The sequence below is a fragment of the Halopenitus malekzadehii genome, assembly GCF_900108505.1.
GTDB lineage: Archaea > Halobacteriota > Halobacteria > Halobacteriales > Haloferacaceae > Halopenitus > Halopenitus malekzadehii.
Genome location: NZ_FNWU01000018.1, coordinates 1 through 26855, shown reverse-complemented (window position 1 = coordinate 26855; position 26855 = coordinate 1). Strand labels below are relative to the sequence as shown.

Below are 26855 nucleotides of genomic sequence, written 5' to 3'. Positions count from 1 at the left end.
TCGGCGACGAATCCTCCGCAAACCGGGACGAGAAGCACTGAAACAGATTATCCGAGAAGTTCTCTGACTCACCAACAATGTACTTCACAAGAGCGCAATCGAACGTGCATCCACAAGCTAGCGGAATAGCCATCCGAATCCGCCGGCACAGGTCGACGATCCACCGGATCCGGTTGGCTCCAACGTAAGCGAGTGTGTCTGTCCGCGCCGTCCACAGGTGATCGTACGTGAACTCGTGTGGTTCCTCTCGGGTCCCCGCTCGACGATGTAGATCGTCATCTCACCACGAGACCAGCCATCGATCGTCTTCGTGGTCGTCTCTCCGGGTTCGACGACGAATGATCGCCCATCGATACCGTCGTCGACGAGCGTCACGTTTCGATATTCACCGGGCCAAACGAGTTCCTCGTACGTTACGATCCGCCGCTCTCCGTCCTCCGTCCGCACTTCGAAGTTGAGGAATCCGGCCGCATCAGCATCTTCCACGGTGTATGCCGTCACATAGTAGGTCGCGTCGTCTTGATTCTCAAGCGTTACCACCGGTTCGGCCGTGCCAAGTCCAAGGGTTCCGCTCGTGAGGACCACCCCAAGAAGGACGAGGAGAAGCGCACTACCGACGAGGAGGGATCGACGGGAGACCATACGCTACGATCATCTCTCGATTGTAAAAATTCGACTCTTCATATGTGGGATGGATTCGAAGCAGGGCCTGGGTTACTGGCCGTTCCTAGCTATCCCGCTATGTGGAACCGGCAAACCCATTTGTATCGCCTCGAAGTGTTGAACGAAGCCGAATGCCCTCCAGAAGACACCTCCTTGCGGGAGTGGGTACGCTTCTCGTCGCCACAGGAACCGGCGCCACGAGATCCGCAGACACACCCCACGAACCGACGTCGTCACCGCTCGACTGGCCGATGTCTCGGCACGACCCACGTGGTTCGGGTTACAACCCGGATGTGTCCGGTCCAACGAGCGATGTCGAGCCAGCCTGGGTTTATGAGGCACCGAACTGGTTCCACGGTGCCAGTGCGCCGATCCGACTCGACGATATGGTGTATGCAACGGGTGGTGGACTGATCGCTTGTTCCGCCCAAGACGGCACACAGGGGTTCGCCCGCTCTGGACCCTACACGTCGAGCCTTGCTGCCGTCGAGGCCCCATCATACCTGACCCGGACGCTTGCGACCACCTCGACGGGAGGACTCTATGGGCTGAACGCCGGTGGCGGGATCGCGATCCCAGGTACGGATCGGGGAATCGGGACCCAACGATGGAGCGGTCCCCCACGGAACGAGTATCGTCCGACGATCGAACACACGCCGACGACGAACCCAGTCGCGGTCGACGGAACGATCTATACACCCGTCGTAGGAACGAACGATCTCGTGGCAGTAAACGCTGCAAACGGATCCGTCCACTGGCGGACGACCGTCGTCGATGACGAGGTGATTAGTGCGTCGTTTGGGCGACCAGCCGTGGACGATGACGCAGTCTACATCGCAAACTGGCCGAACCGGGTATCTGCATACGATCGTACGGACGGGACGTTGCTGTGGCAACGTGAACGCGAGGAACAGATGCAGCTGAGCACGTCCGTCACCGACGCAGGGGTCGTCGTGACGACTCGAAGCGGCGTCGCGTTGCTCGATACGGACGATGGCGAGCCGATCTGGGAACGGGACCTCGATGGCAACGCGACTTCGGGGGCGCCGGCGGTAACCACGGAGCGAGTTCTCGTGGGCGATGGCCTCGAGGAGTTTCACGCACTCGATCTCGAAACGGGTGAGGTAGAGTGGTCGATCCCCTTCGAGGGGGAAACGAAACCCGTCGTCGCCGACGGTATCGTCTACGCGGTTGAACGAAACGCATCGTTGGTCGCCCTCGATGTGGATTCTGGCGAGGAACGATTCCGTTATGAACCGCCCGAGGTACCCCTTTCCCCGCCGATCGTGGGTGATGAACGACTGTTCCTCGTCAACCGGAGTCGAATACTCGCTCTGGAGGGGTCACGATGACCGAACCCCATAATCAGGACCGTGAGTACGGTCGGGGTGATCACGACGAAACGGAGCGTGGTGGCGATGATCGGGATAGAGTATCTGCGCCGGCGGCGATCCTGAAGACTCTCCGATCGGACGTTCGACTTTGGATACCGTTTTTCCTCGTCGGATGCCTCTGGACCGTTCTCGATCGGATACGCCTCCAGGATTCACTTCCGACAACACGGACGTCTTCGGAGTCTGTGCTACAGGTTACGTATACCCCGTATCCGACCGGATCACCGGAAACGGTTCGGACGCTCGATGCTCTCGTGAATCTCCCGGCTGACGTGTTCGCGTACGCGATCGCCATCGAGGTGGTTGCCGTGAGTGCCGTTATGGCCGGTGGCTGGGTAACGATGCGAAAGGTGAGCGATGACCCGTTCTCCACACGCGGTTCGCTGGCCTATTGTGCCGGCGTCGCCGTTCTCTTTTTGCTCTCACGGTTGGGGACAGCTGTTCCGCTGGTATATTCACCAGAGTCGTTTCTATTCGGTATCGTGGCCTTGGCCGTCGGCGCCCTCGCCGCCGTACGAACGTTCTTTCTGCCTATCGCGATACTACGTGGGCCTGGGGTCCTCGTCGCCCTTCGGACGAGTTGGCGACGTTCCGTCTCTCACGGATTTTCGTTGATCGGCTTGATCATCGTCATTGGACTCGGGTCGAGCTGGCTCGCGGAACTACCCACCGTCGGGGTACTACTCTCGGCGTCGATCGTCGGCCCGATTCATTCGGTGGCGCTCGTGATTCTATACGAGCGATTTGGAAATCGGACATACGGTAACGCAGCGGGAACAGAGCGAAATTAAGGGTGGCGTAAACCAGTATCCGGAGACTGTGGCATCAGTGACGGCCTAGCAATATCCATTCGAATTACACTTATAGGGATCCGAGAAGAATACCTGCAGGTTTAGCGCCTCAAGTCAGCTAAAAGAGACGCCGGCACTCTCGAAAGCAGAATTCGCGGGGAAAATCCGAGATCTCGACTAAGCGGTTCTACTAGTCTTGAAGCGTGGCGACTGTTCGGCCCGTTTCCTCGGCCTCTTCGCTGCGCGACATATTGTACGTCGCGAGCGCTTCGTCAACCGCTTGGTCAAGACTCATTGTCAAGCTAATATCGCTTCCCACCCGTATAAACGCTTGCGTCAATCGATCTGTTCTAGTGCTTCAGTTGCGACGTCACCGAGCTCGCCGGCCTCAATATGGGAGTAGCGCTCTCGAACCATTTCCTCAGAATTATCGAGATATCGAGCGGCGACCGTGTACCCGAATGCCCGAACGAGGACTTCACCCATCCCCCGGCGACCGCCGTGGGGTACGAGATAGTCGTGTTTCGGATGGGCGATGTCGATGTCCGCTTCCCCTGAAAGTCGCTGGAGAATCGACCGAGCACCGTCGGTCGTGATCGACGGGGGTCGAACGTCCTCGTTGAGCACCAGCAGTAGGTCACGAGCGAACTCATCACGGCGCTCATTGATTGCTTCCGGCCGCTCTCCTCGATCGGCGAGCTCCTCCTGCACGAGCTCTGCGAGCGTCCGCTGGTCGAACGTCGAGAACACCGGCCAGCGCTCCGTCGGTGGGTCCATCAGCTGTCGGTAGCTCCGCAGCGGTGTAATCACCGGATCGGGAAGGCTTGCAGCGTCCCACTGCTGTTTCTTCCGATAGACGTCCATACTCCCGTCGTCGATCGAGAGATCCTCCCAACGGACACCACGGCGGCGTGGATCGTTCGGGTCCCGGAGCAGCTCTCCAACCCGGACAGCTGTATACGCAAGGACGAACACGAGCGCTCGGTCACGGGCCGCCTTCAGCGCCTCGTAACGGGCTCGCTGTCTATCTAGAGGGTCAGCATCCTCAGGAAGCGCCGTGTACGTCTCGATGGCGTCGCGAGCCCGCTCGTCGACGTACCGCGTAAGTGCGTGGCGTTGTTCGGACGTCCAGGCCTGTTGATCGCCGGGCTTGCGGCCGTCGTCCTCGGGGAGCGGCGCCATCGCACTCGCCCGCTGCGCGTAGTGTGCCTCGAGGTAGCCCTCGTTGACGCACCACCCACACCACGCAGAGATATAGCGGTAATAGGTTTGTACAGTATTCTGCTTGAGACCGCGATCGCCGACGAGATGTCGGGCGTACTCGCGGAAGACGCGTTCGTCAAGGTCCTCGAAGGTAGGGTCACGGTCGACATCGGCGGGGACGATCCCGGTCCAGCCGTCATTTTTATCGTCGCCGGCGGCCCACTCGGCGAACCGTTCGAGTTCGCGGGCTGCGTTCCGTCGGTAGTTCCCGCCGTCGCCCCCACGCCCTTTTCCCTTATCCTGGAGGTAGCGCTCAAACGACTCCGAGAGCGAAGTCAATGGCGTCCGTTCCGTCGGGGTATTGCGGTCCATAGTACTCTCTTGATGTAGCGAACGTAGTCAGTCACACAGACAGACGCCGCCTTCCCGGATCTGACTCACTGCGAACTGATGGACAGCGCTGGCAAGGTCGGTCATTGCTTCCGCCTGTTCTTCGGTTGGACGGCCCCCGCCATAATAACTCTCTGTCCGATTCTCACTATAGAGGTCCTTCATCTCCTCCGCAGTCTTCCGCTCAAACAGCCCAATTTGGTGGGCACGTTCGTAGCTGAACTGGTGGTCCTGAAAGTTCTGAAGCGTATCGTTCGTCATCGCGAGCGCGTACGCCTCGATCGACCGTTCAACCGCGCCGAAACACACCTCGATGACGGCCGTGTAGTACCCACCCTGTGACTGAAGGGTATCAACGACCTCAAGGAGGCGGCACGCTTTCGTCAGCTGTGTCTTCCAGTCTTCATCGGCACTAATCCCGTCCTCGAACGCCGTTCGACCACGTCCGACTATCTCGAAGGCATCCTGTGCACGGTCGAGTGCTGCGAGCACAGCAGTCGGGTCCGAGCCGTTACTCATCAGTCGCTCCTTCCTCCAAGAGGAGGTTCTCGACGGTTTCGAAATCACTCGTCTTGTAGACCGGAATCCCCGAAACGACGATCTCCCGGATGTCCTCGGTGTATGCCGGAATCGCTTGGACGGCCTCGACGTCGATATCGTAGGCGTAACGATCACCATCGAACTCCGTGTCTTCGAGGTCACGGGCAATGGCGTTCGCTTCTCGTTGGCTTTCGGCCCGTCCAGACCGGGTTAGCACCCAGAGATCGATATCGCTCCGTCGGTCAGCCTCGCCCCGGGCCACACTCCCATAGAGGATTATGCCCACGACGTCGGTGATGTTCTCACGGAGCTCCGTAACCGCAGCTTTGACGGGTTGGTGATACTCTGGTTGGGGAATCCGGAGGATTGGATCGTCTGGAATCGACAGACGCTGTCTGTTTATTTGGACAAGTCGCTGGTTGCTTTCGGGAGATTCAACGACCAGGTCGTTCGCGCTGAGAACGTTCACTGCCCGTCGGACGGACTGGTGTGAATGGTCGATCTGTGTCGCGAGTTCTCGCAGTGAGAAGTCACCGAATCGATGATTTGTTAAAAAGAGGAGGACATCGCTCGTCGCTTTGTGTTTGAATAAAGCTGGATCTGAAGGGGGTATTGAAAGCGAAATAGCCGCCCCAGGCGAATTCTGACTATCCGTCTCGCGGTCCATATGCCGTATCACGGACCACTACTATAAAAACATTATACGTGATTCGGGTTCAGCCTAAATATTCACTCTGAAACCAACGGACGTGCGGAGAAAGAGATCGTCAACTCCGGACCTCGCTATGTTCGTTGTTGGGCTAAAAATCCCATTCTCGGATAGATCAGAGGTATCTGGTCTATCACGAGGACTTCCCTCGCCGTCTCCGCGATCTCGGCTGAAGAGAGCAGAGATATCTCGAACCCGTTCCTAGCGGCTCTACCCCCGGGGAAGCGGCGTTGTGACGCGGTTCCAGCATTCGTGCTTCCCCGACGGCGGCGGGGTACTTCAAACTGGTCGTGATTATTCGTGTAATCATGAACAGGTGGACAACAACCTGAAATGCCTATTTCCAGCCTTAGAGACCCTAACAGACCAATATGTCCACATATAAATCATATATCGCTATACTAAAACTGAGCTCAGGAGTTCACAGTTTCGGAGGATGGGCCAGCCTTTGGCCATATCTCCGTCGACCCGCCGTTTTCTCGCCAGTCGACGGTAGATATCGAACCGGTACGGGCGAAACTATCGGATAGACGTGAGAAATTGCTTGAATTCTGGCGCTGCCGAACAGAGTTGCCACTCCCAAGCAGCAGATTCAGTGAAGGCTCAGCCAGTTAGTCGGGCGGGATCAAGGCTGAGACGACGATTTCGACACATTCGCCCGCGGTCAACACGGGCACGTAATCCATTTCCCCATCGACCCCCGCTTTCAGCAGGAGCGAGTCGCCAGATATTGTACAATAGTACCGCGAACACGAGGTAGAATAACCTTACGCGGTAGTCTTTCGAGGACGTCTTCGCGAGAAAATCACCCTTGATGGACTTGTACTCGTTTTCGATCTACCAGCGACGACTATACCGCCGGCAGAACGTCTGGACCCCGTCTAGCCCAACTCGGAGGTTCGTCGCGAACACGTTTGTCCCCTCGCCGCTCGTCAATGGAACATACAAGATCCGCATCGGGTGCGACCCTGTTTCGACGTGGACGGAGGCTGACTTAACAGCCACCAACGGACCGTCTTCTTCCCTCTGTTCGAGTGCGTCCCGCTTGGAACTGGGTGATCCGTTTCGTGTTAAGAACGATCAATGCTACTGGCTGTTCGCGACGGTTGATCCCGATACGACTCGCCTGCTGCACGTGCGATTGTTCCCGACTAGGAGCTCCGCGCTGACCGAGATGTTCCTCTCGGAACTCCGCGAGAAACATCTCGTTTCCAACGCGATCTTTCTGCGATGGCCCACCCTGGCTGCAGGCGGCCTACCACCGACACTCGCTCCGATTCCAACACGTCACCCACGGGAATCGGAATGCCGTCGAACGTGTATTCAAGGAGCTGAAAAGCAGAACTGAAGCGTTCGCCAACCACTTCCGACACGCTCGTCTTGGAACCGCAGAAACGTGGCTCCAAGCATTCGCCGTCTGCTTCTATCAGCTAATCTGAACAATCCCCTGACCGGTAGGCTAATCCAAAAGACCGGATACCGTTAAATCCGCACGAACACAGAGTCGTCTTCGACGGTGACGTCAAACGTGGCGATCCGCTGGCCCGACGCCTCGTTCTTGCCGGACTCGAGGTCCCACTTCCAGAGGTGCCACGGGCAAGTTACCGAACAATCCTCAGCGTCGACCCTCCCGCGGGTCTTCGTCCAGGTGTGCTCAGCGTTGATCTTCTCTTCGCCCGCCTTGCACATCGGTGCGCTCTGATGGGAACAACGGTTACTGATGGCGTAGAACTCGCCGTCCGCGTTGAATATCGCGATCTCGATGCCGTCCACGTCGATAGCGATCCCCCTTCCCTCGGGGATTTCTTCCGTCTGTGCGGTCTTGATGTACTCGTCTCCGTCGATTTTGAGGGTTTCGACACTCATATTCAGATCCGTAGGATATCCCGGGCGTTCTGATGCAGAATTCGGTCTCGGAGCTCCTGGTCGTCGCGGAAGGCGCGGCTGGTGAAGAACCACGTCGCCGGGTCGAGCGTCTGGTGCGGCCAGTCGCTTGAGTAGACGAACGTGTCCGCGGCCATACTCAAATTCAGCATATCGCGCGCCTCGCCAGCCCGCCGGGGAAGGGCGAACGGTTGTGTGCACATGTAGATGTTCTCTCTGAGGTACTCACTTGGAGCCTTCTCCAGGTAGTGCTCGCCGTCCTCGAACTTCCGGGGCGTGATCTGGATGTCTTCGGGGTGCATCTCGTAGAACTCGTCCATCCGATAGCGGACGAACGGAAGCCACCAGTGGCCGGCTTCCTGGAACACCACGTTCAGGTCCGGATACCGATCGAACACCCCCCGCATAATCATATTGACCGTGTTCACCATTCCGTGAATCGGCCAGTCGAAGCCCAGCACCTCCGTCCAGGTGAGCATCTCGTCACCGACGTAGGAGTGTTGCGGCCAGAAGGCGAGAGATCCGTGCAGCAGTAACGGCAGTCCGAGCGACTCGAGGCGCTCGAAGACCGGATCGAACTCTTCGACACCCCACGGCTCCCGCGGGTCGTACCAGCTGTAGGCGGCCACGACGCCGTCTTCGTCGCCCCAGCGGTTGAGTTCCTCCAGCGCGTAGTCGACGTCCCACTTCGGGATCGAGAGCGCGGTGAGCACGCCCTCGTCGACGAAGTGATCCAGCATATAACTGTTACCCGCTCTGAGCACAGCGTTCTTCAGGACCGGGTGGTGCTGCTGCGGAAGTCCGTTGATGCCCGCGTTGACCACCGGTTCGTTGATGGCGAAGCGCTCGCAGGCCCGCCTGACGTCTTCCGCGACCTCCGCGCGGCCCTGCGTGAACAGGCCCTCGTTTCCCTCGTCGATGGCGTAGGCGGCGTCCCACTTGTCCGGAATGGGCCACATCCCGAACTCCGTCGAGAGCCGGTCCAGGGCCCGCTCGTCCTCGATGTACGGGCGAAGCTCCTCCTCTCGCGGATTGACGTGGAAGTCAAGGTCGACGATATCGACGTCGAACGCCTCCTCGGGGACTTCTTCGTCGGCGTCAAGTCGTTTTATAGATGATACCATACGACAACCCTTTGCGAGAGGAGATATTATTACTTATGATTAGCCGGATCTGGTTTGTCCAGAGATTATCGCCGTCGGCCAGCTGATCGGGCACTCCCTGAGGCTGCCGCCTGACGGCTATCTCCGCGCTCAGCCGCGATCGACGAGACCGGAACGCTCGGAGAAGGAGTCGGGTGCCTCCGGCCCCCACGCAGTTGTCGCTACGATGGCGACAAGCCACCCGTGTTTATTCTCGCTGACCGAGGTCTGGAAGGCGGTACGTGATCCCGGCGAAAGCCGCAGACGAATCGACGATTCGACTCCTGTTGGCCGACGGCCAGCAGGAGTCGCTGACCGTCTATACTGACGGTTTTACGGTCGTACGAACCTCTTGAAGAAGACGACACGTTCGACCGCGAGTACGTCGTCCACGGCGACGATGAATACGCCGCCGACGAGATTAACATCAACAGCTGTGAGAGACACGTGTCGCTGATGCGACGGTAGCTCTCGCCCTATCGAGGAATCTCGAAAGACAAGCTGACACAGTATCTCAGAACGTTCCAACTCCTGCCGAAACTATATCAAAAAACGGGATAGACTCATTCAAACACGCTGTTCGAACGACGCTCTGAAATCAATAATGTGCTACGTATGAGCGAAACATATTTATCTGATTTTGTTGAATCCGATTTATGGAACTCGACCTAGTAGAGAAGTTAGTACTCGCAAATCGTATTCTAACGAACGAGGGGATTTTAGACGGCTTCGGACACGTGAGCGTCCGTCCTCCTGGCCGAGACGAATTACTGGTATCCTCATATGGGAGTGCAGCCGTCGTTCAGGCTGACGAGATCATCACGATGGATTTCGATGGCAATATTCTCGACAATGAGGATGCCGAAACTTACAGCGAAACGGCAATCCATCGAGCCATTTATCGACATAGAGACGATGTGAATGCTGTCATTCATCACCATGATCCAGCGATAATGCCCTTTACTGTGACGGACGTAGAAATCAAACCGGTTTTCCATATGGGCGCTCTCTTCTATGAGGGTATTCCCCTTTTCGACGCTTACGATAGCCATCGTGGGAGATTAATCGTCGGGCGCGAAGAGAGCGATCGAATGGCGGATGAATTAGGTCACCGCCGTGCCCAACTTCTAGAGGGGCACGGTGCGAATGTTGTGGGTTCCACTCTCGAAAAGGCAGTGGTATCTGCGGTGTATCTATCATTGAATGCAAAGTATCAATGGCAAGCAGAACTCCTCGGCTCCCCTCGGTTCTATACCGAGGATCAAGAAGAGCTTCAAGAAATGACGGATGACATCATCTTAGCGGAACGAACAGTAAATCGGATGTGGGAATTCCTTCTCGAGCGGCTCTAATTTCTGCAATAAAGGTAGATTATTTTGTTTGACAGTAGGTTAACTCCGCATTCAAATTTGTATATAATGGTCGACTTTTCGAAATTCATTATCTGAGGCCAGTTCAGACCGGGCAGCGGTTGTGAATACTACAATTACTTAGCCCCAGGCTTGCTGGATGAGTTCCTCGATACGGCCACCTGTAAATTCATTAAACGTCGAATCGACCGCCTCCTGGAGAGTTTCGTGGCCGGCAGGATTGAGAGCAGGTCGTCCATTTTCACGCATAGAAGCAAGGAAATCATCGTCCTGCGTGAATGTACTGAACGCCTCTCGCTGAGCAGCAAGAATATCATCAGGAACTCCTGGCGGTCCGGAGAAAAACCTTCGGAAGACAGTGATGTCAGCGTACTTTTCGATATTATTCATCCCCATATCCCGGAAGTCACCAAGCCAATAGTTCGGGTCAACATTCCCGTTTTCCGCGAGATCTCCGAACTCATCCTCCTCTGCAAAAATGGCGAACATAGACGCGTTTTCCAGAGCCTGAACCACTTTAATCGCGGATGTCAGTGTGCCGACCATAAACGCCGATGCGCCTCCTCGCTCGAGCCCTGCTAAGGTTTCACCAGTCCCCTCGTAGTGGACGAAATTCAGGGATTCGGGTGAATACTCGCCAGTCATTTCACCTAGAGCGAGTGGATTGATGTGAACGTTTGATCCTCTACCGTTGGTTGCAAAGTTTAGATCAGGCGCTGCATTAACGAATTCATCCCAAGTCTCAACATCTGCTTGGTCCATCATAACGAAGGCATTCGGCTCTTGGGAAATGGCGCCGATATGACTCATATCTCTAATGTCGTATTCGACGTCAGAACCGATTTGCCCACTTACGAGGTTCAGGACTTCAGCAGTTACCATCGTGTGACCATCGGATGCACTATTGTAAGCTGATCCAGTGCCTACGATCATACCGGCACCAGGCCTATTCTCGACTACGATATCACCACCAAGGTGATCTTCCCAGTAACTCTCTGTAAGTCGGGCGTAGGCATCAGTACCACCACCAGATGTCGTTGGCACAACGAGAACGATATTTTCGGTCGGGTATTCTATTGAGCTTCCTCCCTCAGTTTCAGTATTATTCCCTCCGTCACCACCTGCTGTGGCCTCGTCGGTAGGAGTCCCATCGCCGTTTCCATCTCCGCCACCGCCGGAACACCCCGCTACCATTCCAACGGAAACTGTTCCGAGTGCAGCAAGCATTTTCCGTCGATTAGTCTTCGGACCTAGATTGGATTTTTTATCGGTCATTATTGAACCTAGCGCGGGTCTATTAAGCCGCCTAACTTGAGTGTATCTTCAATAATAATAATAATTACGGTTACAACACTTAATATGGCGTTATCAACCAAATGTATTATTTATTCAATATCGAGTAAAGACCCTGGGCTTACTGATTTGAAACGGCAGTATAGATTGGATAGGATAGTATCACTATTCCTACCACGATTAACCCAAGTGAGAGGGGCTCGTTATAGAAGGCAGCATAATCACCTCGACTAATCTGAAGGGCTCTGTGGAAGTTCGCTTCGGCAATCGGTCCCAGTACTAACGCGATGACGATGGCAACTCGTGACATACCGTATTTGATCATCAGATACCCGAAAATGCCGAATCCCACTGCCACCCCGAGATCCATAAGACTGGAACGCACCGCAAAGGCACCAATCAATGCGATTGCCAACATCACCGGTGCAACCGTAGTAATTGGGATACGAGTTACCTTCACGAACTGATTCGCTGTTAAAATCCCGACAAACGACGTAACAACGTTCGAGATGAGGAGCGCGAATACGACAATAAATACAATCTGCAGATTCTCTTGGAAGAGCAGGGGCCCAGGGGTAATTCCATGGATGACAAACGCCCCCAACAAAACAGCCGTTGAGGCAGACCCTGGAATTCCGAGCCCAAGTGTTGGTACCATCGATCCCCCGTCTTTTGCATCGTTTGCCGATTCGCTAGCGATCACACCCCGAACATCGCCTTTCCCGAATGATTCTGAGTTAGAGGACGATTGCTCAGCTTGGATATAGGCCAAGAAATTTGCCACGGTTCCCCCCGCTCCGGGAATTACACCAATAAACCAGCCTAACACCGAACTGCGTAAGAAAAGTCCCCAGTTTTTCGCAGTAGACCGTACCCCCTTCATTCTACCACCTTTTGCGATTTCGGCTTTCGATATCGTGCTTCCCCTACTCGTCAATTTGATAATCTCGGCGATAGCAAAGAGCCCGATGATCAGGGGAATTAGTGGAAAGCCATCAAATAGATACGTCGTTCCCCAATTGAAACGCGCCGTTCCAGTAACCGAATTTAATCCATGGAACGCTAGCATAAGACCAAAGGCTCCTGCTATTAGATCCGTCAGGACTGATCCTCTTGTTACAACCGCGATAGTTGCTAGGCCAATGATCGCAAGCCAGAAAATCTGAGGGGGGCCGAACGCGAGTGAAATCTCTCTTATAAAGGGAATGGTGATTAAGAACAGCCCGATCCCTAACAATGCTCCACCGGCAGAAGAAACTGCAGATGCAGCTATCGCTTCGCCTCCTCTTCCCTGTCTCGCCATAGGATAACCGTCCAATAGAGTTGCAGCGTTGGGGGCATCACCCGGTGTGTTAAGTAAAATCGCGGTTACCGAACCACCAAATGCTGTTCCGCCCAACGTCGCCACCATAATCATAATGGCAATGTTTGGTTCCATCTCGAACGTTATCGGGATTAGCAAGGCAATCCCAATAGGGCCCCCTACGCCAGGTAAAATACCTAGGAGGAGTCCGAGAACCGCGGCGAGAAGGATGATTACAAGATTCATTGGATCCAATACAGTGTTGAGGGCTATCTGGATAGCCTCGCTCAATTCTCCTGTTTGTTGTAGTGGAATCATTTCCATTTTTGAGTCTCCTCGATCAAAGTACTACGATCCCGTTCCAAAGGCGGATGGATAGCAATTCAACAAATAGGAGATAAATTGTAGTCATTACTATTGAAGTAACAATCATTGCCCGAATTGGTTTTTGTTCTTTGACTGTCATAAATCCAAAGATGAAGGTTGCCAATCCCGGAAGGAATCCTATAAGCCAAATTAACAACGAAATTACACAAACCCAGAGTGTAGATTCAAGCTCTCTGTATACTTCAACCCGATTACCACCAAAACTTAGCCCAGCTGACTCAGCCTTGTCTGCAAGTATATTGCTTGTCAGTCCACCAACCCCGCGAATCCTATCCTTGAAGAATAGCGTCATAATGGTTTTCGCCGTTAGAAGAACAGCGAGGGGAATACCTACAATCAATGGGAACAAGCCAGCTGCACCTGAGAATTGGAAGGCTTGGTAGATGAGTGCAACTGTATATGCGAGCAGTGCCCCAAAGAACAGCGACTCCCAATACTGGGCCGGAAGAAATTCAAATATTTTACCGAGATATTTTAACAGTCTCTCCGGATTTCTCTGCCTGAATGTGACCATATTTTAATCGACCTCCTCATCAAGAGTCGTGTTAGTAATGCTCATCAGTCCTTGAACTAACGCGAAACCTTGCTGGCATAAATGCTTATCGATGACTCCACTCCAATTTCGTGGGTAACATCGCGATTGAGACAAGTATTAAACTATCCGGTTCTCTAGTTTTGGTATACGGCTGTTAATTTCACGGATATCGGACGCCCCAGCCAAGGTTGTAGACGGTGGCTTTGAGGGATATTTCACGGAGCTCCAGTCACCAACTCCACGCACAGATGCGCCAAGTGTGCGCTTGATTCTTGAGAAGACGGCCTCCTTCATCAAGGGTGTTTATGCCGATCACGATCCGTGTGGCGTTGTTAGGGTGATCGAGTGGATACATAATGCGGTGTTTGATCAGCGGTCTGATGCCGTTTTCGCGAAATTCGTCGAGTTGATATCGACGATGTACAGCGTTTCGGCATCCATCAGAACAGTGACTTTCAGCGCTCGGATCCAGTAGTGTGTGCAGTTGACGTAGTGGCGACTAGGTTGGTCACGGTCGAAGCCGTCGAATCGATGGCGGCGTGGCCAGTGTGTTCCTCGCCGCGTCATTCGAGGAACACGCGCCATATCTTCGTCGGAATCCGCACAAACCACGTGCGGAGTACAGTGTAGTGAGGCAGCCACGTGAGTCCGATTTCTTCGAGGACCCGGGTATTTCGCTGGGCAAATCCACCGCGACACAGTAGGATTTCCCAGATCGATACGGAGTGTATGCAGCGTGAGCATCTCCCTTTCGAGAACTCAAGCGCAGAACGTCCTTGTTCTCGAACTGTTTCAGTCACGTAAATCCTGAAACTGCTGAAAATTGGCTCCTAGCGTTTGGTGCCTAGCTCAATGCTCCAAATTAATCACTACCAAGTAATCACCCGCAAAAATGTGAGTAAAACATAAATGCTCATCCCACCTAATGAGATATACTATGTCCAAGAATAACAAATCCCAAACCCTTGAGTCTCTTGAAAAGACTCTCAACGTGGTCGAACTTCTAAAAAGCGAACGGAAATTAACGCTTAGTCAGATCTCTAGCAAAACTGGCTTGCCGAAAAGTTCCGTCCACCGGTATCTTTCGACATTTCGTTCGCGGGGGTATATTGTTTTTGACGGATCCCACTACCAACTCGGCTCGAAATTTCTGGATGCAGGATTGAGGTACCGAGAACGCACCCCATTATTTCAGGAAGCAAAACATAAAGTAGATGAATTAGCAGAAAAAACAGGGGAGGTAAGCGGCTGCTTCATCGAAGAGCAAGGGAAGCTGGTATATCTATATACAAAGTACGGGGAAAACGCAGTTAAGGTGATGGAAGGATCAGAGTTAAAGCTGGGAGCGAAAAAAACGCTCCATACTTCTGCGAGTGGAAAGGCCATATTAGCAAATTTGCCTTCTACTTATGTGGATGAAATAATTCAAGAACACGGTCTACCTAGTCAAACTTCGAACACGATTACTGAAAAAGAAGTACTTCTAGATGAATTGGCTGAGATCCGTGAACAAGGCTACGCACTGAGTTTTGAGGAGGGTGAGATGGGGCGGAATAGCATTGGAGCCCCAATTTTGTATGAGTCAAACAAGGTCGCCGGCGCAGTCGGAATAACTGGCCCTGCGAATCGATTGAATAGAGACCGCCTTGAGTCTGATTTCCCCGAGATTCTATTGGGGTTGAGTAACGAAATTGAGTTGAATCTCAAATACAATCAGCTATAATAACCAACAAATTGAATCTAATATGTTACCCTCCATTCGATGTTATCCCGTATAGTGAGACGTAGGATTACAACCGTAGTTCTGTAATTTCAACACCCTTGCATCAATAGCTCACATAATACATCCCACCTAGTGGGATTAAGTCAGTCAAAAAAACTGGCCGAAATCACTGATATTTTAGATTCCACTCTGGCCGGTTGTGTTTAGTTAAGGATGAAGAATGAGACGGCGTGATTTTGTGGTGCTCTATGCCAAAAATCAGCCGCCTAAGCGGATGCACACACTGGATTGATTTGGATTTTGTGGAGCGACAGCGGACACCCGAGCGCGCGATGAAGATCAGTATTCAACTGCAGGTAGTGGGATTCTCGCTGTCGAATACCATTTCCACACTCGAAAGTTGGGTGTCAAGCAATCTCGCAAAGCAATCCACGATTGGATATAGAAGGCTGATTTACACCCCACAGCGGGCCGAATCCCGAATTACGTTACAGTTGACGAAACCGTGATTCGGACCAACGATCAACAATTCTGGCGGTACGCCGCCGCGGATCCCGACACAAATGACCTGCTGCATCTGCGATTATTTTCGACGGCAACGATCGCATTAACCGAGATCTTCCCCGAGAACTCCGACAGAAATACGACGTCGAATCCGACGTATTTCTGGTCGATAGCGCTCAACACCTCCAACCTGCGCTGGCCAGAGCAACACTTCAATTTCAAACTAAACACGATCGTTCAATCTGAAGACTCACGTTTAAACTTTGAACTCTCGATAAGTATTTGGGGCGAAGAGATCGCCTATATCGAGCTTCTCTTCTGTGAGCCCTTGTTCATACGAATACCGAGTCATTGTTTCCAGAGTGTCCCGGTTCGCTTCGACGCCATAGGGCCAATAGTCATCACCCATTATTTCCCGCGTCCGCTCCACTTCGCCATGAAGCCATGGCAACGCATTCTGCAACGCAGTCGTGTCTCCGATTCGCTCGAGGCACAGTTCCTTTGCTTTGTGGAACGCTTTATTGAGTTCCTGTGCTATCCACGGGTTCTCTTCATAAACATCCGTGCGCAGGACGACTGTATGCATAATGGGGAAATGCCCTGTCTTTTGGTAATATTCTCGCTCGACGTCCCGGAAATTGGGAAACAGGCGAACGACAGATTCTCCATCGAACGACGAAGGCGTTCGGGCTGTGACTAAGGCATCGAGAGTCCCGTCCCCTATCATACCACTTAACGTGCGATCTCCAGGAATATAACTCAGAGAAATGTCTTCAGGTAGATCGAGTGCTAATTTTTCTTCTCGTCCAGGGTCCTCTTCACCACCGTGGTACCACTCTACGTCAGCTGGTGCGACACCATACTCGTCTGCGAGGATTCCCCGCACCCAAAGGGATGCAGTCATCTGATATTCAGGGACTCCGACTTTTTTACCCTTGAGATCTGATGGGTCTTCAATATCCGCTTCCGAATTGATAAACACACACGAATGGCGGAAGAACCTTGACGGGAATACTGGAATGGCAACAAACGGTGGGTCCTCTTTCGCTCGCGTCATCATATATGAGGACATAGACATCTCTGAGGCATCAAACTCCGCGTTGTCGAGCATCCGCCAGAATGTTTCTTCGACGGAAAGCGGAACGAAGTTCAAATCTACGCCCTTCGGAGACACCTCTTCATTAAAAAGGGGGGCAGTTCTATCTGTTAAACTCGAGGCAAGGGTTATGTTTGGTTCTGTCATGACCGTCAAATAACGATACCACCGATTGCATATTCAATTATTCGGTGTCGCATTTTCAAAGGAGAGTAGTGAGCTAGGCAGAATTGAGACGATATTGTACTCATAGATTCGGTTTGCAAAAATAGCGGTGGGGGTAATATGAAAAAAGCTATGGCCGGTCATTGGAATAATACACATATGCGAGAAGTGAATTTTGAGTCTGCCGCTGGCAGGAATATTGAATTGTCCGTCGTCGAAAAAATGTACATTGACGGGTCCTTCGTTGAATCGGATTCTGTGTTTGAAGCAACCAGTCCATCGACTGGTGATACGCTTGGTGAGATTCCGAATGCATCAACGGATCAGGTAGATATGGCGGTTACTGCCGCACAACGAGCAAGTGACGAGTGGAAGGAATGGTCCGTTTGGGAAAGACGAGATGCACTCGAGAAATTTGCGACCGTATTTGAAGATGCTGCCACAGAGCTCACCAATCTTGATGTCGCTGATAATGGTAGTAGTATCGCTAAAATGAAAGACGATGCAGAGAAAGGAGCGATGGCATTGCGATTCTTCGCTGGCCTTGGAACTGAAATGAAGGGGGAAACCGTGCCTGTCTCCCCTGACACGCTTGACTATACGCTTCGAGAACCGTATGGAGTCGTCGGCGGAATTATCCCATTTAACCATCCTGCTGCATTCGTCGCCCGGAAAATTGGACCAGCTGTTATGGCAGGAAACGGTATCGTAATTAAGCCGTCTGAGCATACGTCGCTCTCGGCACTATACGTCGGTCATCTCATAGACGAGGTCGATGTCTTTCCGGACGGGCTCATCAATATCGTGACCGGTGGGCCCGAAGTCGGAGAACACCTCGTGAAACATCGAAACGTACGGATGATCACACTTATCGGCAGTCCGAATACGGGGAAGGCCGTGATGAGAGGTGCAGCGGAGAACGTTTCGAATGTTATGCTTGAGTTGGGTGGGAAAAATCCAAACATCGTATTTCCTGACGTGGACCCCGCAACGGCCGCAGACGGTGCTGTCGACGGTATGTCGTTAACCTGGCAAGGCCAGTCCTGTGGTTCCGGCTCCCGCCTATTGGTCCACGACGACGTATATGATGAGGTGGTCGATGGGGTCGTTCGTCGTTTCGGGTCATTGAATGTTGGCGATCCATTTGACCCCGAGACTGAGATGGCAGCGATCGTCTCAGAACCTCAATTTGAGAAAGTTCGTTCATATGTAGAGACTGCAAAAGAGGAAGGTGCGGAATTGCTAACCGGAGGTTCAGTCATTGAGGAGTTCGAGGATGGATACTTTTTCGAACCTACAGTTTTCGCTGTTGAGCCGCAGATGACGATTGCCCAGGAGGAAATATTTGGTCCAGTCCTTTCTGTCCTATCCTGGAACGATTATGACGATATGATTGAGGTAGCGAACGATGTTGATTACGGGCTCACGGCGAGCGTGTGGACCAATGATCTACGTACCGCCCATCGAACTGTGAAGAAGTTGGAGGCTGGCTATATCTGGGTTAACCAGCATGGGAGCCACTATCTCGGTGCCCCGTTTGGCGGATTCAAAGAAAGTGGCAACGGAAAGAACGAATCGATAGAAGAACTTCTTGAACATACGCGGGAGAAGAATGTGAATATTATGATGGATGGTGAGTTGGACTATTAGCAAACTTCTTCTGAATTAATAGAAATACTGCCCTAATCGAGGATCTATAATTAGACAGAAGTTATTATTTCGGAGAATTGTCCCCGAGTTCCGAACCGCTTTGAAGATCATCAGCTAGTTGTTTCCACCGTCTCCCTGATTCACGCGCGCTCTCTAGATACTCTTCCGGCGTCACGTGATACGGTGGTCGTGTAGGGCCAGTTGAAATGTATCCTGCGGCATCCATACGGGCTCTCTCAAGCGCGATCGTGTGTAATCGGAAGAGGCTCTTGTCACCTTCCGGGAATAGGTACGAGAGGGACTCGGTCATTCTTCGACAGATTACCTCGGCCCGCTCAGTGTCGCCGGAATATATGGCTTCACGTAACCGGACGGCCGGTAGTGGATCACAGGCTGCGCCACTGGACCAGCACGCCAGTGCCTCCTCGGGGAACCACTGATAAGCGATATCCCAGTCCTTTTCGATACACATGAGCCGCAACCGTCCTTCGACGGCCGCGTAGCAGTCCCGGTAGTGATCATCGATCGAACCATACTTTGCGGCAACTACCTGGGGGATGTCTGCGAGATCAGACCAAAGTTCCGGGGTGAGTCGATTTTTGAATGCAGATGGATTGTGATAAACCACGATCCCTAATTCGGGAACAGCGTCTGCAACATCCTGATAAAACTGGACAGTGGCGTCAGAGGACAGTTGACACCACATTGGACGGCCTAGAAGCAATCCGTCTGCACCAATATCCCGAGCAAATTTGGCCCGTTCGATCGTGTCCCTCGTATTCAGTGTCGTCGGACCAGCGATAACAGGCACCCTTCCATCGACAGTTTCGATGACCGTTCGAGTGAATTTTTCCCATTCCTCGAGAGTGAGAGTGGGCGCCTCCCCGAAGGTCCCGTTAATCATTATTGCGTCGACGTCGTCGTCAACAAGTGCGTTTGCACCCCTAACGGTTTCGTCGATATCCACGGTTGCGCTTGCTTCAGGGTCAGCTGCGCCCTCAAGCGAAGGTGTTGGCATAATCGCGAATACACCTTTTACGTCATCGTACGACAGGCGGAGATTTTCCATCAATTGAAGTCAAGCAAACCAACGGTAATAGTCCTTTCTCTGCAGAAGAGAAATGAACGGAATGGTTTGGTATCGAGATCCCGTCTCACCGACTGTAGAGTGATAGGTGGTAGTATCCAATACTGAGCCACACTATCTCTGATTGGTTCTTTTAAACATTCAATTGGTGAAATTAGAGCGTACGCGGATTGGCTTGCTACGGAAGAAGTCGTCGAGTTTGATGAAAGAGGGAAATCAGCAACGAATTAGAGTCCTACTCGTCCTTCACAAGGAACACTGGTAACTCTGCAGATAGGATTAGGGATTGTGCCACGCTACCGAAGATGGCCTTCCCCACAGAAGAACGGCGTCGACTTGTAACCACGAAATAAGACGCTCCAGATTCGTCAGCGTATGATTTGAGTTCGTGTGCCGGATCCCCCACAAGTCCAACTGGTTGTGCCTCAACCCCTACATCTTCGATCGCTTCTGAAGCGAAAGTCGCCGCGACCCGTTTCATATCGTCCAATTCGATGGTTTGGCCGGTATTCTCATAGCTTTCCCTCTCCAAATCAACGAACTCACCTTTCGAGAGAACATGAGCTACGTGCAAGTCAACGCCGAGCGCATCGGCTAATATTGCACCTTCACGGACGACTTCTCTTGAACGCTGCGAGCGGTCCACGCAAGCAAGCACTGGTTTCGAGGGTCCGTTATTCCCAAGATGAAACCGATCTGTGTCCAACGGAATAGTTACTTTCTGACATTCGATGTTAAATAAAATGGACCGGGCGACGCTACCGACGACAACCTTGCCCACAGCGGATCGGTGCCTGCTTCCAATGAGCAATAGACGTGTATCTGCGTCAACCACCTTCTCAATTTCTTTCACTGGGTCGCCCACTCTCACTTCCGTACTGATCCTAGCTGACTCGGTTTGCTCTCCAAGACAGAGATCATCCAAGAAGCTATTCGCTGACTTTATAGCGTCGTCACGGCCTTCCTCCTGTTCAACGATATGGGTTAATTTCAATTCCTCATTAAATGCTTCTGCGAGCTCTAACCCGACGGAGACTACGTTTTCTATTCCGGATTGAGATTTGACGGCAGCTAATATCACCATTTGGATCAGTCCTTGGCGAGATATTGCAATCCTCGGGCTTAATATTGCCGCCCGTTTCCGATCTCCTACGGCACAACTTGTTCAAACTCGACCGCGATCATATTTCATACTGGATGTCTGGAAGTCCCTTCCAAAATTCTCGAAGCCCTCTGACCCCAACTCTCTGGACTTGGGGGATGGATGAATACAAATCTTCAAGAGAGCGGTTCTCGTAGATTAACATCGATGACTGGAGTCCAAAAAATTGAGCATGCTCACTTGGCCGTGCAGAATCTCGAAGAAGCGACTGCATTTTTCAAAGATGCGGTCGGTCTCGTAGAATTGTGCGAGGAAGATGGAACGATCTACTTCGGTTGCGGGCTTGACAGTAATTACGACTTGGCCATCTCAGATGGAGGAACCGGAGTACGCCATTTTGCAGTCCGAGTCCCCGATGTAGAAACCATTGAGAAATATGAAGCTACCCTCGAAAAAGAGAATGTGGCCTGTTCACGGACGGACGGGGACGAACCAAACCAGGAATATGGGGTTCGTTTTTCGCTGCCAACCGGTATCGATATGGAATTCGTCTCAGTCAGTGACCGCAACTATCGCCACGAAGTGGATCCGGCGAAAGACCGGTCTCCAATCGCTCCAATTGATTTAGATCACATCACTCTGCGGCTGCTTGATGTACAACCGAACGCAGTATTCCTTCAGGATGTGCTTGATTTCCATATTTCTGACGTCCGTGAAACGTCACAGGGGTTCTGGAGACAGGCCTTCACACGATTTGGTGACTATCATCACGATATCGCTATGTTCTCGGGATCGAACCGAGATGAAACGTTGCATCACCTCGCATTCACAATGCGGGATATTGGCCATCTAAAGACGTTCTGCGATACTGTCGCAGCCGCCGGATTCGAAGTTGAGGTTGGTATTGGGAGACACAACGCGGGCTCGAATTTGTTCATATATGTACGCGGCCCTGGCGGTAATCGGTACGAGTTCTGTGCAGAAGCAGCTACTCTCGATAACTCGACAGCGACTGCATATGAGGACAGAACCTCCATTGATCAGGTTTCAGCGTGGGGCGGCATTCACGCTCCGAAATCATTCAAGTCTGAGGGCTCCTAATGACTAGCCGATTCGAAGGCGATACAGTGTTGTTGACTGGTGGTTGTTCTGGTATTGGAAGGGCAGTCGTTGAGCGGTTCATCGAAGAAGGAGCAAATGTCTGTGTCATCGACATCGATCTCGATGGACTGAACCAGCTTGAAGATCAGTTCGGCGATTCTGTCGCCTGCATTCAAGGTGACGTTTCGAATTATGAGGTGCACAAACGAGCAGTGGACGCTACTATCGATACATTTGGTTCATTAGACGTCCTTGTCGGGAATGCAGGCCTCTTTGATTTAAAAACCAACTTAGAAGACCTTACCCTCGCAGAGATAGAGCAAGCGTATCACGAGTTATTCGATGTGAACCTCCTTGGCTACCTCTTTGCAGCTCGGGCTGCACTTGAACCATTGCGGGATACAGGTGGTAATATGGTATTCACCTCATCCTGCTCTGGATATCTCGCCTGGACAGGCGGGACGTTCTATGTACCGTCGAAGCATGCCGTTGACGGAATGGTTCGGCGACTAGCCTTAGAGTTAGCACCGGACATCCGAGTAAATGCAGTAGCACCTGGATACGTGCCCACGAATCTAACGGGCCTTTCGTCTTTAGAACAAGGTGAGAGCCCGCCATCACCTCATTTAGAAGATATAAACCCGATCGGGCGTATCCCAACCGCTGAAGAATACGCCGAATATTATCTCTTCCTCGCAGACGAATCAGTCTCTGGACCGAGTACGGGAACGGTTATGAAGGCAGATAGTGGCCTTTCAATTGTCGGTCCCTCTTGAGGCTTTGAGCTGGCGAATTTCGGTCGACCGTGTATCAAACCATCTCTTGCACCTTGTAATTATGATTATTTGGCTCTGTTGAAATCCTCGGAGGGTTACAGGTTCGCCCGGTAGTCTGACCGGATGCAGGCCCTCCCAAAGTCGCAGTTGCTTCGGTTCGTTGAGCAGGCATATCACTTGGCTCGGCGAGCTGTTGCCCGCTACTCGTCAAAGTTCTCGAAACGACGGTACACACTCCACCAGCACATCGTCTTGCTCTGTCTCAAGGTGCGGAAGAATACGACGTACCGGACGCTCCTTGACGAACTTATCGAGATGCCTCGCATTCGGAGCGCCCTTGGTCTTGAGGAACTCCCGTCTCCTTCGACGTTGTGTAAGGCGTTTAACCGTCTCGATATGGCGGTTTGGCGTGTGCTGCTCAACCTCTCGGTTACCCTCCTCCCGACCAACGGTGTCGTCGGTATCGATGCCTCTGGCTTTGACCGTAGTCACGCCTCGAAGCACTATACGAAGCGAACGAAGTTGACGATTCAGCAGTTGAAAGTCACACTTCTCGTGGACACAAGGTCGAACGCGATTCTCGACTTACACGTAACGACGACACGAAAACACGACTCGAAGATCGCGCCGTCGCTCATCAAGCGGAATACCGGGGAAGTAGCAGTTCTCCTCGGCGACAAGGGATACGATGATCAGAAGATTCGCTCATTAGCCCGTGAAACTGGTGTTCGTCCGCTCATCAAGCACCGCGAGTTCTCGTCACTTCACAAAGCGTGGAATGCTCGGTTGGATGCCGATCTCTACGGTCAGCGCAGTCAAAACGAGACGGTGAACTCTCGCCTTAAACGAAAATATGGCGCATTCGTCCGCTCACGTCACTGGTGGAAGCAGTTCCGGGAACTCGTTGTCGGCTGTCTCACTCACAACATCGACAAGGCACTTTGAACGTTCAATAGAACAGGAGAGCCGACAAGGGGCTGGATATGTGTTTAGGCGCAGGCGTTTTGTATTCTCTCCGTGATTGTCATGACGGTCACGTTGGAATCAGTCACTTGATAGACCACATTGGTTTTCAGTCCGTCAACCGCCCCACTGGAACCGTCCTCGCAACTGTATTCATAGGAATACGGCATTTTCACCCGGATTTTAACGGCCGAGCTGTTGCTGTTCAGGACGGTCGCGTTGGGTTCGGCGTAAATGCCGACGCTACTGCTGGTGACGTAGCTCGCGTTCCCCAGTGCTTGAGTTACACGCGTCTCCTCGGCGCTTAGTGCTTGTTCTCTTGCTTCTTTGTCCGTAACGTCAGGGCCGGTACTACCAATCCCTGCACAGCCAGCAAAAGCAACGAGCAGGGCCAGTATCAGGAGGGAACCAATTCGTGACTTCACGAGCCACACAACTAAGAGAGCCGTTAAGTGTTTTCTGACGCATCAAGCTCTTTAGGGTACTACAGGGGACTTCGCTTGATTCGCAGTCCCACCCAACAGCTGTTTCAGCAGGAAAGGTGTCGAATCGATAGGACTTCAACAGAGCCGATTATTTTTATTCAATGACTCTCGTCGTGATCTTCGGGACCATATGGTGTTTCCAAGAACTTTGAAATGGTTTCAGGATCCTGCCAAGAGAGCCCTTCAAGGCCAAGGGCATCGAGGCGGATTGAGAAGCCAGTCTTCGGGGATACAACCTCTAACCGTTCACCCTTTCCTGTGTGAACTTTTTTAACATACACCTCGGTGAATTCATTTCTCACGACAATTGTGTTTTCCTTCTCGGGTAGTGTTGGGCTCTCTTCACTCATAGGAAGATACTGAGATTTTTCGAATCCAGAATTGTTTGATTAAACAGTATCCGTCGATTCGCGAGACGGAGTTCGTCCTCATTCCATCGGAGGACATCGTGTCGTTCTGCGGGCAACAAGTCGAAATCGACGGTATCACCCTGTGCACGATAGAGGAGGAGATTATTCTTTACTGCAATCTCTTCTTCATTCGATTTTTCACACCGGATATTCGTCACAAACCTCCGAGTGCGTGATGGTGGGTTCTCCGACCATGCATGTTCGGTATCAAAGCGCATAATCCGTGCTTCGATTGACTTATAGTCTTCTTTGAAGAAGAAAGAATCTTCGCTAAACTGTGGCGAGTCACGCTCTCGGGTAACACGCAGCGGCATTTCATAGATGAGATCTTCTGTTAACAAATCTAGCCATTTATGAAGTTCGTGATTATCGAGCAATTCGCTTTCTTTATATAGAAACTCCTCGACTGCTTGCTGGCGTGCCGCCCGCTCGAGATACTCTTCTTTCATTGGTACTTTAGTTTCCATTGTTTCCTCCGCTCATCGCTCTATACCAATGTTCATGGAACGTACGCGCTGTTCCCTCCTCAAGATTATCGTCATATACAACTCCAGGACCGGGCCAGTCAGGAATAACTTCCGCCGCGCTCATCCCATCCAGACCCATCTGATAATTCAAAGAAATTTGGTGTTTGCGGGCGAATTCCGAGTTTGCAGCAGTTGCGATGCCATCCCAAACGGCGAAGTCGTCTTGTTCGAAATTGCCCGCAGGACTGAACGTACTCATTCCGACTTTGTACGCACGCTCTTTGTAGGACTCTGGAGCGGATGCTGGGACGAGGATCCAACTCCAGGCTTGCATTTTACCTGGTCCAAGTGGTTGCCATTTCCGAAGACTAAGGAATGTAGCGGGGTCGTTATCTGGGTGATCATTTCCGCGAATATGAATGAACGAGAAGTTCGGGAAGACATTGCCTGTCGTATTGAGAGACCTGGCGGCCAGATCGAATTGTTCCTCTGTCAGGTTTTCTCCCGTGAAGTCGTCTACGACCTCGTCCCACTCACCATACCCCCAGAACGTGCGGGAGCCCTCTGGCATTATCTTAATACTCGATGAATGACCGTCACACTGGGTCACATGGACGTGGTCGAATCCCCCTTTCTCATGGGCTTTTGTGCCCAATTTGTCTGGACTGATGATACCTGTCTCGAACAAAGACATATGGGTGATTTGTGTGTGATAACTGTCGCCGGAGAAATTATCGGCACCACTTTTCCAGTCAATATCTAATTCCCAACGGTGGGGTTCACCAATGACTTCCATTCCGCTATCACTGGCGGCCATATGAAGATCCAGATACCAAGCGAAATCACCGAGGTGTTCCTCTAACGAAGGGCCTTTCTCTGCGATGGACGCGAAGACTAATCCATGGTACGTATCTATCCGCGGCGCAGAAACCAATCCCCAATCATCCGCTTCTAAATCCTTGTAAGCCTCGTGCTTTTGTGGTACCCCGATTAAGTCTCCTGAGTTATCATATGTCCAGCCGTGGTAGGGGCATCGGAAGTGGGAGGTATTACCCTGTTCAGCATCACAGATTTTTGTGCCGTGATGCCGGCAAGAATCGAATAGCACGTTTATTTCTCCGTCTTCGTCGCGGATGAAGATAAATGGGTCTTGGCCGATGTACCTTCGAGCGTAATCCCCCTCGTCTGGTATTTCCGATTCATGTCCAATAAAAATCCAACTCTCGCCGAAGATACGCTGGCGTTCGAATTTATGAATCCTATCGTCGTTGTAGACCCTCAACGGAAGGAGGCCATCATGAAGTTCGGATCCAACGCGGTCAATCAGTTCTTCTGCCTCGTTGGAACTATTTGGGTGGGCGGAACCACCGGTAGAATCGGTTCTCTCACTCATTTCTATTGAATTATGCTGCTTTACAGTGATAAGGGTTTCCCAAAGGCTATTGTATCTATCTGTTCCTTATTTCGAGACTATCGGGATTAGAGTTCTGAACAGTTATTTCCCGTATATAAAACTCACGTGGATACAAAAACCTAATACAAAAGGCTCGAACAGAACACGAATGCTTCTCGATATACAATCGGGATTAGGTTTCGTGCTTGCCCTCCTTGCTGCGTTATTTGCTGCTAGTTACCAGCTGTTAGTTCGCTTAGGGGCAGATAAGGGGAATACCAACGATGCATTGATTGTGATACTAATCGTTAATTCAACATTGCTTATCC

At 52.1% G+C, this 26855-nt stretch carries 24 protein-coding genes and 6 pseudogenes; 12 read left to right on the top strand and 18 right to left on the bottom strand.

From position 1 onward, the window contains the following. Positions 1–117 precede the first annotated feature (117 nt). Positions 118–642, bottom strand: a complete 525-nt coding sequence (locus BLW38_RS14055; protein WP_092817831.1) for a hypothetical protein — start codon at positions 640–642, stop codon at positions 118–120. A 407-nt stretch (positions 643–1049) separates the two neighbouring features. On the opposite strand from BLW38_RS14055, the gene BLW38_RS14050 reads away from it, so the two are divergent. Both BLW38_RS14050 and BLW38_RS14045 read left to right on the top strand, forming a co-directional pair. Continuing rightward, on the top strand, positions 1050–2015 hold the full coding sequence (locus BLW38_RS14050) for a PQQ-binding-like beta-propeller repeat protein (protein WP_218143075.1): 966 nt from the start codon (positions 1050–1052) through the stop codon (positions 2013–2015). Continuing rightward, positions 2012–2848, top strand: a complete 837-nt coding sequence (locus BLW38_RS14045) for a hypothetical protein (protein WP_092817829.1) — start codon at positions 2012–2014, stop codon at positions 2846–2848. The genes BLW38_RS14050 and BLW38_RS14045 overlap by 4 nt, the downstream gene beginning before the upstream one ends. 336 nt (positions 2849–3184) lie before the next feature. Here BLW38_RS14045 and BLW38_RS14040 read toward each other — a convergent pair whose 3' ends face one another. The 4 genes and pseudogenes from BLW38_RS14040 to BLW38_RS16870 all read right to left on the bottom strand — a co-directional run. Continuing rightward, positions 3185–4423, bottom strand: a complete 1239-nt coding sequence (locus BLW38_RS14040) for a phage integrase SAM-like domain-containing protein (RefSeq protein WP_092817828.1) — start codon at positions 4421–4423, stop codon at positions 3185–3187. A 27-nt stretch (positions 4424–4450) separates the two neighbouring features. Further along, positions 4451–4960, bottom strand: a complete 510-nt coding sequence (locus BLW38_RS14035) for a DNA-binding protein (RefSeq protein WP_177167525.1) — start codon at positions 4958–4960, stop codon at positions 4451–4453. Continuing rightward, positions 4953–5648 carry a nucleotidyltransferase domain-containing protein gene (locus tag BLW38_RS14030; RefSeq protein WP_177167524.1) on the bottom strand — a complete coding sequence of 232 codons (696 nt, stop codon included), beginning with the start codon at positions 5646–5648 and terminating at the stop codon, positions 4953–4955. The genes BLW38_RS14035 and BLW38_RS14030 overlap by 8 nt, the downstream gene beginning before the upstream one ends. Positions 5649–6301: 653 nt before the next feature. Beyond that, positions 6302–6743, bottom strand: a pseudogene (locus BLW38_RS16870) (transposase); the annotation flags it as partial. 28 nt (positions 6744–6771) lie between these two features. On the opposite strand from BLW38_RS16870, the pseudogene BLW38_RS16585 reads away from it, so the two are divergent. Beyond that, positions 6772–7129, top strand: a pseudogene (locus BLW38_RS16585) (IS6 family transposase); the annotation flags it as partial. A gap of 43 nt (positions 7130–7172) precedes the next feature. On the opposite strand, the gene BLW38_RS14020 reads toward BLW38_RS16585, so the two are convergent. Both BLW38_RS14020 and BLW38_RS14015 read right to left on the bottom strand, forming a co-directional pair. Continuing rightward, positions 7173–7556 (bottom strand): Rieske (2Fe-2S) protein, encoded by a 384-nt coding sequence (locus tag BLW38_RS14020; RefSeq protein WP_092817827.1) that lies wholly within the window; start codon positions 7554–7556, stop codon positions 7173–7175. A 2-nt stretch (positions 7557–7558) separates the two neighbouring features. Next, positions 7559–8698: an amidohydrolase family protein gene (locus BLW38_RS14015; RefSeq protein WP_092817826.1), complete on the bottom strand. Its 1140-nt coding sequence runs from the start codon at positions 8696–8698 to the stop codon at positions 7559–7561. Between the two features lie 201 nt (positions 8699–8899). Here BLW38_RS14015 and BLW38_RS14010 point away from each other — a divergent pair. Together BLW38_RS14010 and BLW38_RS14005 are read left to right on the top strand one after the other, a co-directional pair. Further along, a pseudogene (locus BLW38_RS14010) lies at positions 8900–9312 on the top strand (transposase); the annotation flags it as partial. A 60-nt stretch (positions 9313–9372) separates the two neighbouring features. Further along, positions 9373–10068, top strand: coding sequence for a class II aldolase/adducin family protein (locus tag BLW38_RS14005; protein ID WP_092817825.1), 696 nt, complete (start codon positions 9373–9375; stop codon positions 10066–10068). A gap of 138 nt (positions 10069–10206) precedes the next feature. Here the strand turns inward: BLW38_RS14005 and BLW38_RS14000 are convergent, their stop codons facing one another. The 4 genes and pseudogenes from BLW38_RS14000 to BLW38_RS13985 all read right to left on the bottom strand — a co-directional run. Next, positions 10207–11313 carry a Bug family tripartite tricarboxylate transporter substrate binding protein gene (locus BLW38_RS14000; protein WP_177167523.1) on the bottom strand — a complete coding sequence of 369 codons (1107 nt, stop codon included), beginning with the start codon at positions 11311–11313 and terminating at the stop codon, positions 10207–10209. A 187-nt stretch (positions 11314–11500) separates the two neighbouring features. Further along, entirely contained in the window at positions 11501–13006 is a 1506-nt protein-coding gene (locus tag BLW38_RS13995) for a tripartite tricarboxylate transporter permease (RefSeq protein ID WP_092817823.1), read from the bottom strand. 16 nt (positions 13007–13022) lie between these two features. After that, positions 13023–13583, bottom strand: a complete 561-nt coding sequence (locus BLW38_RS13990) for a tripartite tricarboxylate transporter TctB family protein (protein WP_092817822.1) — start codon at positions 13581–13583, stop codon at positions 13023–13025. Between the two features lie 181 nt (positions 13584–13764). Continuing rightward, positions 13765–14357: pseudogene (locus BLW38_RS13985) on the bottom strand (IS5/IS1182 family transposase); the annotation flags it as partial. Between BLW38_RS13985 and BLW38_RS16000 the strand changes: the two are divergent. The 3 genes and pseudogenes from BLW38_RS16000 to BLW38_RS16580 all read left to right on the top strand — a co-directional run. Continuing rightward, positions 14354–14452, top strand: a pseudogene (locus BLW38_RS16000) (IS6 family transposase); the annotation flags it as partial. The pseudogenes BLW38_RS13985 and BLW38_RS16000 overlap by 4 nt on opposite strands. An 89-nt stretch (positions 14453–14541) precedes the next feature. Then, on the top strand, positions 14542–15327 hold the full coding sequence (locus tag BLW38_RS13980) for an IclR family transcriptional regulator (protein ID WP_177167522.1): 786 nt from the start codon (positions 14542–14544) through the stop codon (positions 15325–15327). Positions 15328–15575: 248 nt separating this feature from the next. Further along, positions 15576–16053 (top strand): annotated as a pseudogene (locus tag BLW38_RS16580) (IS6 family transposase); the annotation flags it as partial. Between the two features lie 34 nt (positions 16054–16087). Here the strand turns inward: BLW38_RS16580 and BLW38_RS13970 are convergent. Continuing rightward, the gene (locus tag BLW38_RS13970) at positions 16088–17074 is read right to left on the bottom strand and encodes a substrate-binding domain-containing protein (protein WP_092817820.1); all 987 of its coding nucleotides are present in this window, start codon (positions 17072–17074) and stop codon (positions 16088–16090) included. 177 nt (positions 17075–17251) lie between these two features. Here BLW38_RS13970 and BLW38_RS13965 point away from each other — a divergent pair, with 177 nt between their 5' ends. Further along, the gene (locus BLW38_RS13965; protein ID WP_177167521.1) at positions 17252–18742 is read left to right on the top strand and encodes an aldehyde dehydrogenase family protein; all 1491 of its coding nucleotides are present in this window, start codon (positions 17252–17254) and stop codon (positions 18740–18742) included. A gap of 64 nt (positions 18743–18806) precedes the next feature. Here the strand turns inward: BLW38_RS13965 and BLW38_RS13960 are convergent, their stop codons facing one another. Together BLW38_RS13960 and BLW38_RS13955 are read right to left on the bottom strand one after the other, a co-directional pair. Continuing rightward, a complete protein-coding gene (locus BLW38_RS13960; RefSeq protein ID WP_092817818.1) occupies positions 18807–19811 on the bottom strand; it encodes a dihydrodipicolinate synthase family protein in 1005 nt (334 codons plus the stop codon). A gap of 253 nt (positions 19812–20064) precedes the next feature. Next, complete coding sequence (locus BLW38_RS13955) at positions 20065–20913, bottom strand: universal stress protein (protein WP_092817817.1); 849 nt, start codon at positions 20911–20913, stop codon at positions 20065–20067. A gap of 225 nt (positions 20914–21138) precedes the next feature. On the opposite strand from BLW38_RS13955, the gene BLW38_RS13950 reads away from it, so the two are divergent. From BLW38_RS13950 to BLW38_RS13940, 3 genes are all read left to right on the top strand, one after another. Then, positions 21139–22032 (top strand): VOC family protein, encoded by an 894-nt coding sequence (locus tag BLW38_RS13950; protein ID WP_177167520.1) that lies wholly within the window; start codon positions 21139–21141, stop codon positions 22030–22032. After that, positions 22032–22808 (top strand): SDR family oxidoreductase, encoded by a 777-nt coding sequence (locus BLW38_RS13945; protein ID WP_092817815.1) that lies wholly within the window; start codon positions 22032–22034, stop codon positions 22806–22808. Before BLW38_RS13950 ends, BLW38_RS13945 begins: the two co-directional genes overlap by 1 nt. A 123-nt stretch (positions 22809–22931) precedes the next feature. Continuing rightward, positions 22932–23753 carry an IS5 family transposase gene (locus BLW38_RS13940; RefSeq protein ID WP_092817814.1) on the top strand — a complete coding sequence of 274 codons (822 nt, stop codon included), beginning with the start codon at positions 22932–22934 and terminating at the stop codon, positions 23751–23753. A gap of 44 nt (positions 23754–23797) precedes the next feature. On the opposite strand, the gene BLW38_RS13935 is transcribed toward BLW38_RS13940, so the two are convergent. The 4 genes from BLW38_RS13935 to BLW38_RS13920 form a co-directional block, all read right to left on the bottom strand. Beyond that, a complete protein-coding gene (locus BLW38_RS13935; protein ID WP_143040905.1) occupies positions 23798–24196 on the bottom strand; it encodes a hypothetical protein in 399 nt (132 codons plus the stop codon). Between the two features lie 158 nt (positions 24197–24354). Then, entirely contained in the window at positions 24355–24606 is a 252-nt protein-coding gene (locus BLW38_RS13930) for a hypothetical protein (RefSeq protein WP_092817812.1), read from the bottom strand. Then, positions 24603–25133 carry an aromatic-ring-hydroxylating dioxygenase subunit beta gene (locus BLW38_RS13925; protein WP_245710241.1) on the bottom strand — a complete coding sequence of 177 codons (531 nt, stop codon included), beginning with the start codon at positions 25131–25133 and terminating at the stop codon, positions 24603–24605. The genes BLW38_RS13930 and BLW38_RS13925 overlap by 4 nt, the downstream gene beginning before the upstream one ends. Beyond that, positions 25123–26526, bottom strand: a complete 1404-nt coding sequence (locus tag BLW38_RS13920; RefSeq protein WP_092817810.1) for an aromatic ring-hydroxylating oxygenase subunit alpha — start codon at positions 26524–26526, stop codon at positions 25123–25125. Before BLW38_RS13920 ends, BLW38_RS13925 begins: the two co-directional genes overlap by 11 nt. Positions 26527–26855 lie beyond the last annotated feature (329 nt).

What these genes read in the sequence shown, in the direction of transcription:
- BLW38_RS14015 (WP_092817826.1), bottom strand. Translation starts at nt 8,698, where the DNA reads ATGGTATCATCTATAAAACGACTTGACGCCGACGAAGAAGTCCCCGAG.
- BLW38_RS14005 (WP_092817825.1), top strand. Translation starts at nt 9,373, where the DNA reads ATGGAACTCGACCTAGTAGAGAAGTTAGTACTCGCAAATCGTATTCTA.
- BLW38_RS14035 (WP_177167525.1), bottom strand. Translation starts at nt 4,960, where the DNA reads ATGAGTAACGGCTCGGACCCGACTGCTGTGCTCGCAGCACTCGACCGT.
- BLW38_RS13925 (WP_245710241.1), bottom strand. Translation starts at nt 25,133, where the DNA reads ATGGAAACTAAAGTACCAATGAAAGAAGAGTATCTCGAGCGGGCGGCA.
- BLW38_RS13955 (WP_092817817.1), bottom strand. Translation starts at nt 20,913, where the DNA reads ATGGTGATATTAGCTGCCGTCAAATCTCAATCCGGAATAGAAAACGTA.
- BLW38_RS13930 (WP_092817812.1), bottom strand. Translation starts at nt 24,606, where the DNA reads ATGAGTGAAGAGAGCCCAACACTACCCGAGAAGGAAAACACAATTGTC.
- BLW38_RS14020 (WP_092817827.1), bottom strand. Translation starts at nt 7,556, where the DNA reads ATGAGTGTCGAAACCCTCAAAATCGACGGAGACGAGTACATCAAGACC.
- BLW38_RS13970 (WP_092817820.1), bottom strand. Translation starts at nt 17,074, where the DNA reads ATGACAGAACCAAACATAACCCTTGCCTCGAGTTTAACAGATAGAACT.
- BLW38_RS13980 (WP_177167522.1), top strand. Translation starts at nt 14,542, where the DNA reads ATGTCCAAGAATAACAAATCCCAAACCCTTGAGTCTCTTGAAAAGACT.
- BLW38_RS13940 (WP_092817814.1), top strand. Translation starts at nt 22,932, where the DNA reads ATGCAGGCCCTCCCAAAGTCGCAGTTGCTTCGGTTCGTTGAGCAGGCA.
- BLW38_RS14050 (WP_218143075.1), top strand. Translation starts at nt 1,050, where the DNA reads ATGGTGTATGCAACGGGTGGTGGACTGATCGCTTGTTCCGCCCAAGAC.
- BLW38_RS13965 (WP_177167521.1), top strand. Translation starts at nt 17,252, where the DNA reads ATGCGAGAAGTGAATTTTGAGTCTGCCGCTGGCAGGAATATTGAATTG.
- BLW38_RS13995 (WP_092817823.1), bottom strand. Translation starts at nt 13,006, where the DNA reads ATGGAAATGATTCCACTACAACAAACAGGAGAATTGAGCGAGGCTATC.
- BLW38_RS14000 (WP_177167523.1), bottom strand. Translation starts at nt 11,313, where the DNA reads ATGCTTGCTGCACTCGGAACAGTTTCCGTTGGAATGGTAGCGGGGTGT.
- BLW38_RS14030 (WP_177167524.1), bottom strand. Translation starts at nt 5,648, where the DNA reads ATGGACCGCGAGACGGATAGTCAGAATTCGCCTGGGGCGGCTATTTCG.
- BLW38_RS13950 (WP_177167520.1), top strand. Translation starts at nt 21,139, where the DNA reads ATGACTGGAGTCCAAAAAATTGAGCATGCTCACTTGGCCGTGCAGAAT.
- BLW38_RS13945 (WP_092817815.1), top strand. Translation starts at nt 22,032, where the DNA reads ATGACTAGCCGATTCGAAGGCGATACAGTGTTGTTGACTGGTGGTTGT.
- BLW38_RS13960 (WP_092817818.1), bottom strand. Translation starts at nt 19,811, where the DNA reads ATGGAAAATCTCCGCCTGTCGTACGATGACGTAAAAGGTGTATTCGCG.
- BLW38_RS14040 (WP_092817828.1), bottom strand. Translation starts at nt 4,423, where the DNA reads ATGGACCGCAATACCCCGACGGAACGGACGCCATTGACTTCGCTCTCG.
- BLW38_RS13920 (WP_092817810.1), bottom strand. Translation starts at nt 26,526, where the DNA reads ATGAGTGAGAGAACCGATTCTACCGGTGGTTCCGCCCACCCAAATAGT.
- BLW38_RS14055 (WP_092817831.1), bottom strand. Translation starts at nt 642, where the DNA reads ATGGTCTCCCGTCGATCCCTCCTCGTCGGTAGTGCGCTTCTCCTCGTC.
- BLW38_RS14045 (WP_092817829.1), top strand. Translation starts at nt 2,012, where the DNA reads ATGACCGAACCCCATAATCAGGACCGTGAGTACGGTCGGGGTGATCAC.
- BLW38_RS13990 (WP_092817822.1), bottom strand. Translation starts at nt 13,583, where the DNA reads ATGGTCACATTCAGGCAGAGAAATCCGGAGAGACTGTTAAAATATCTC.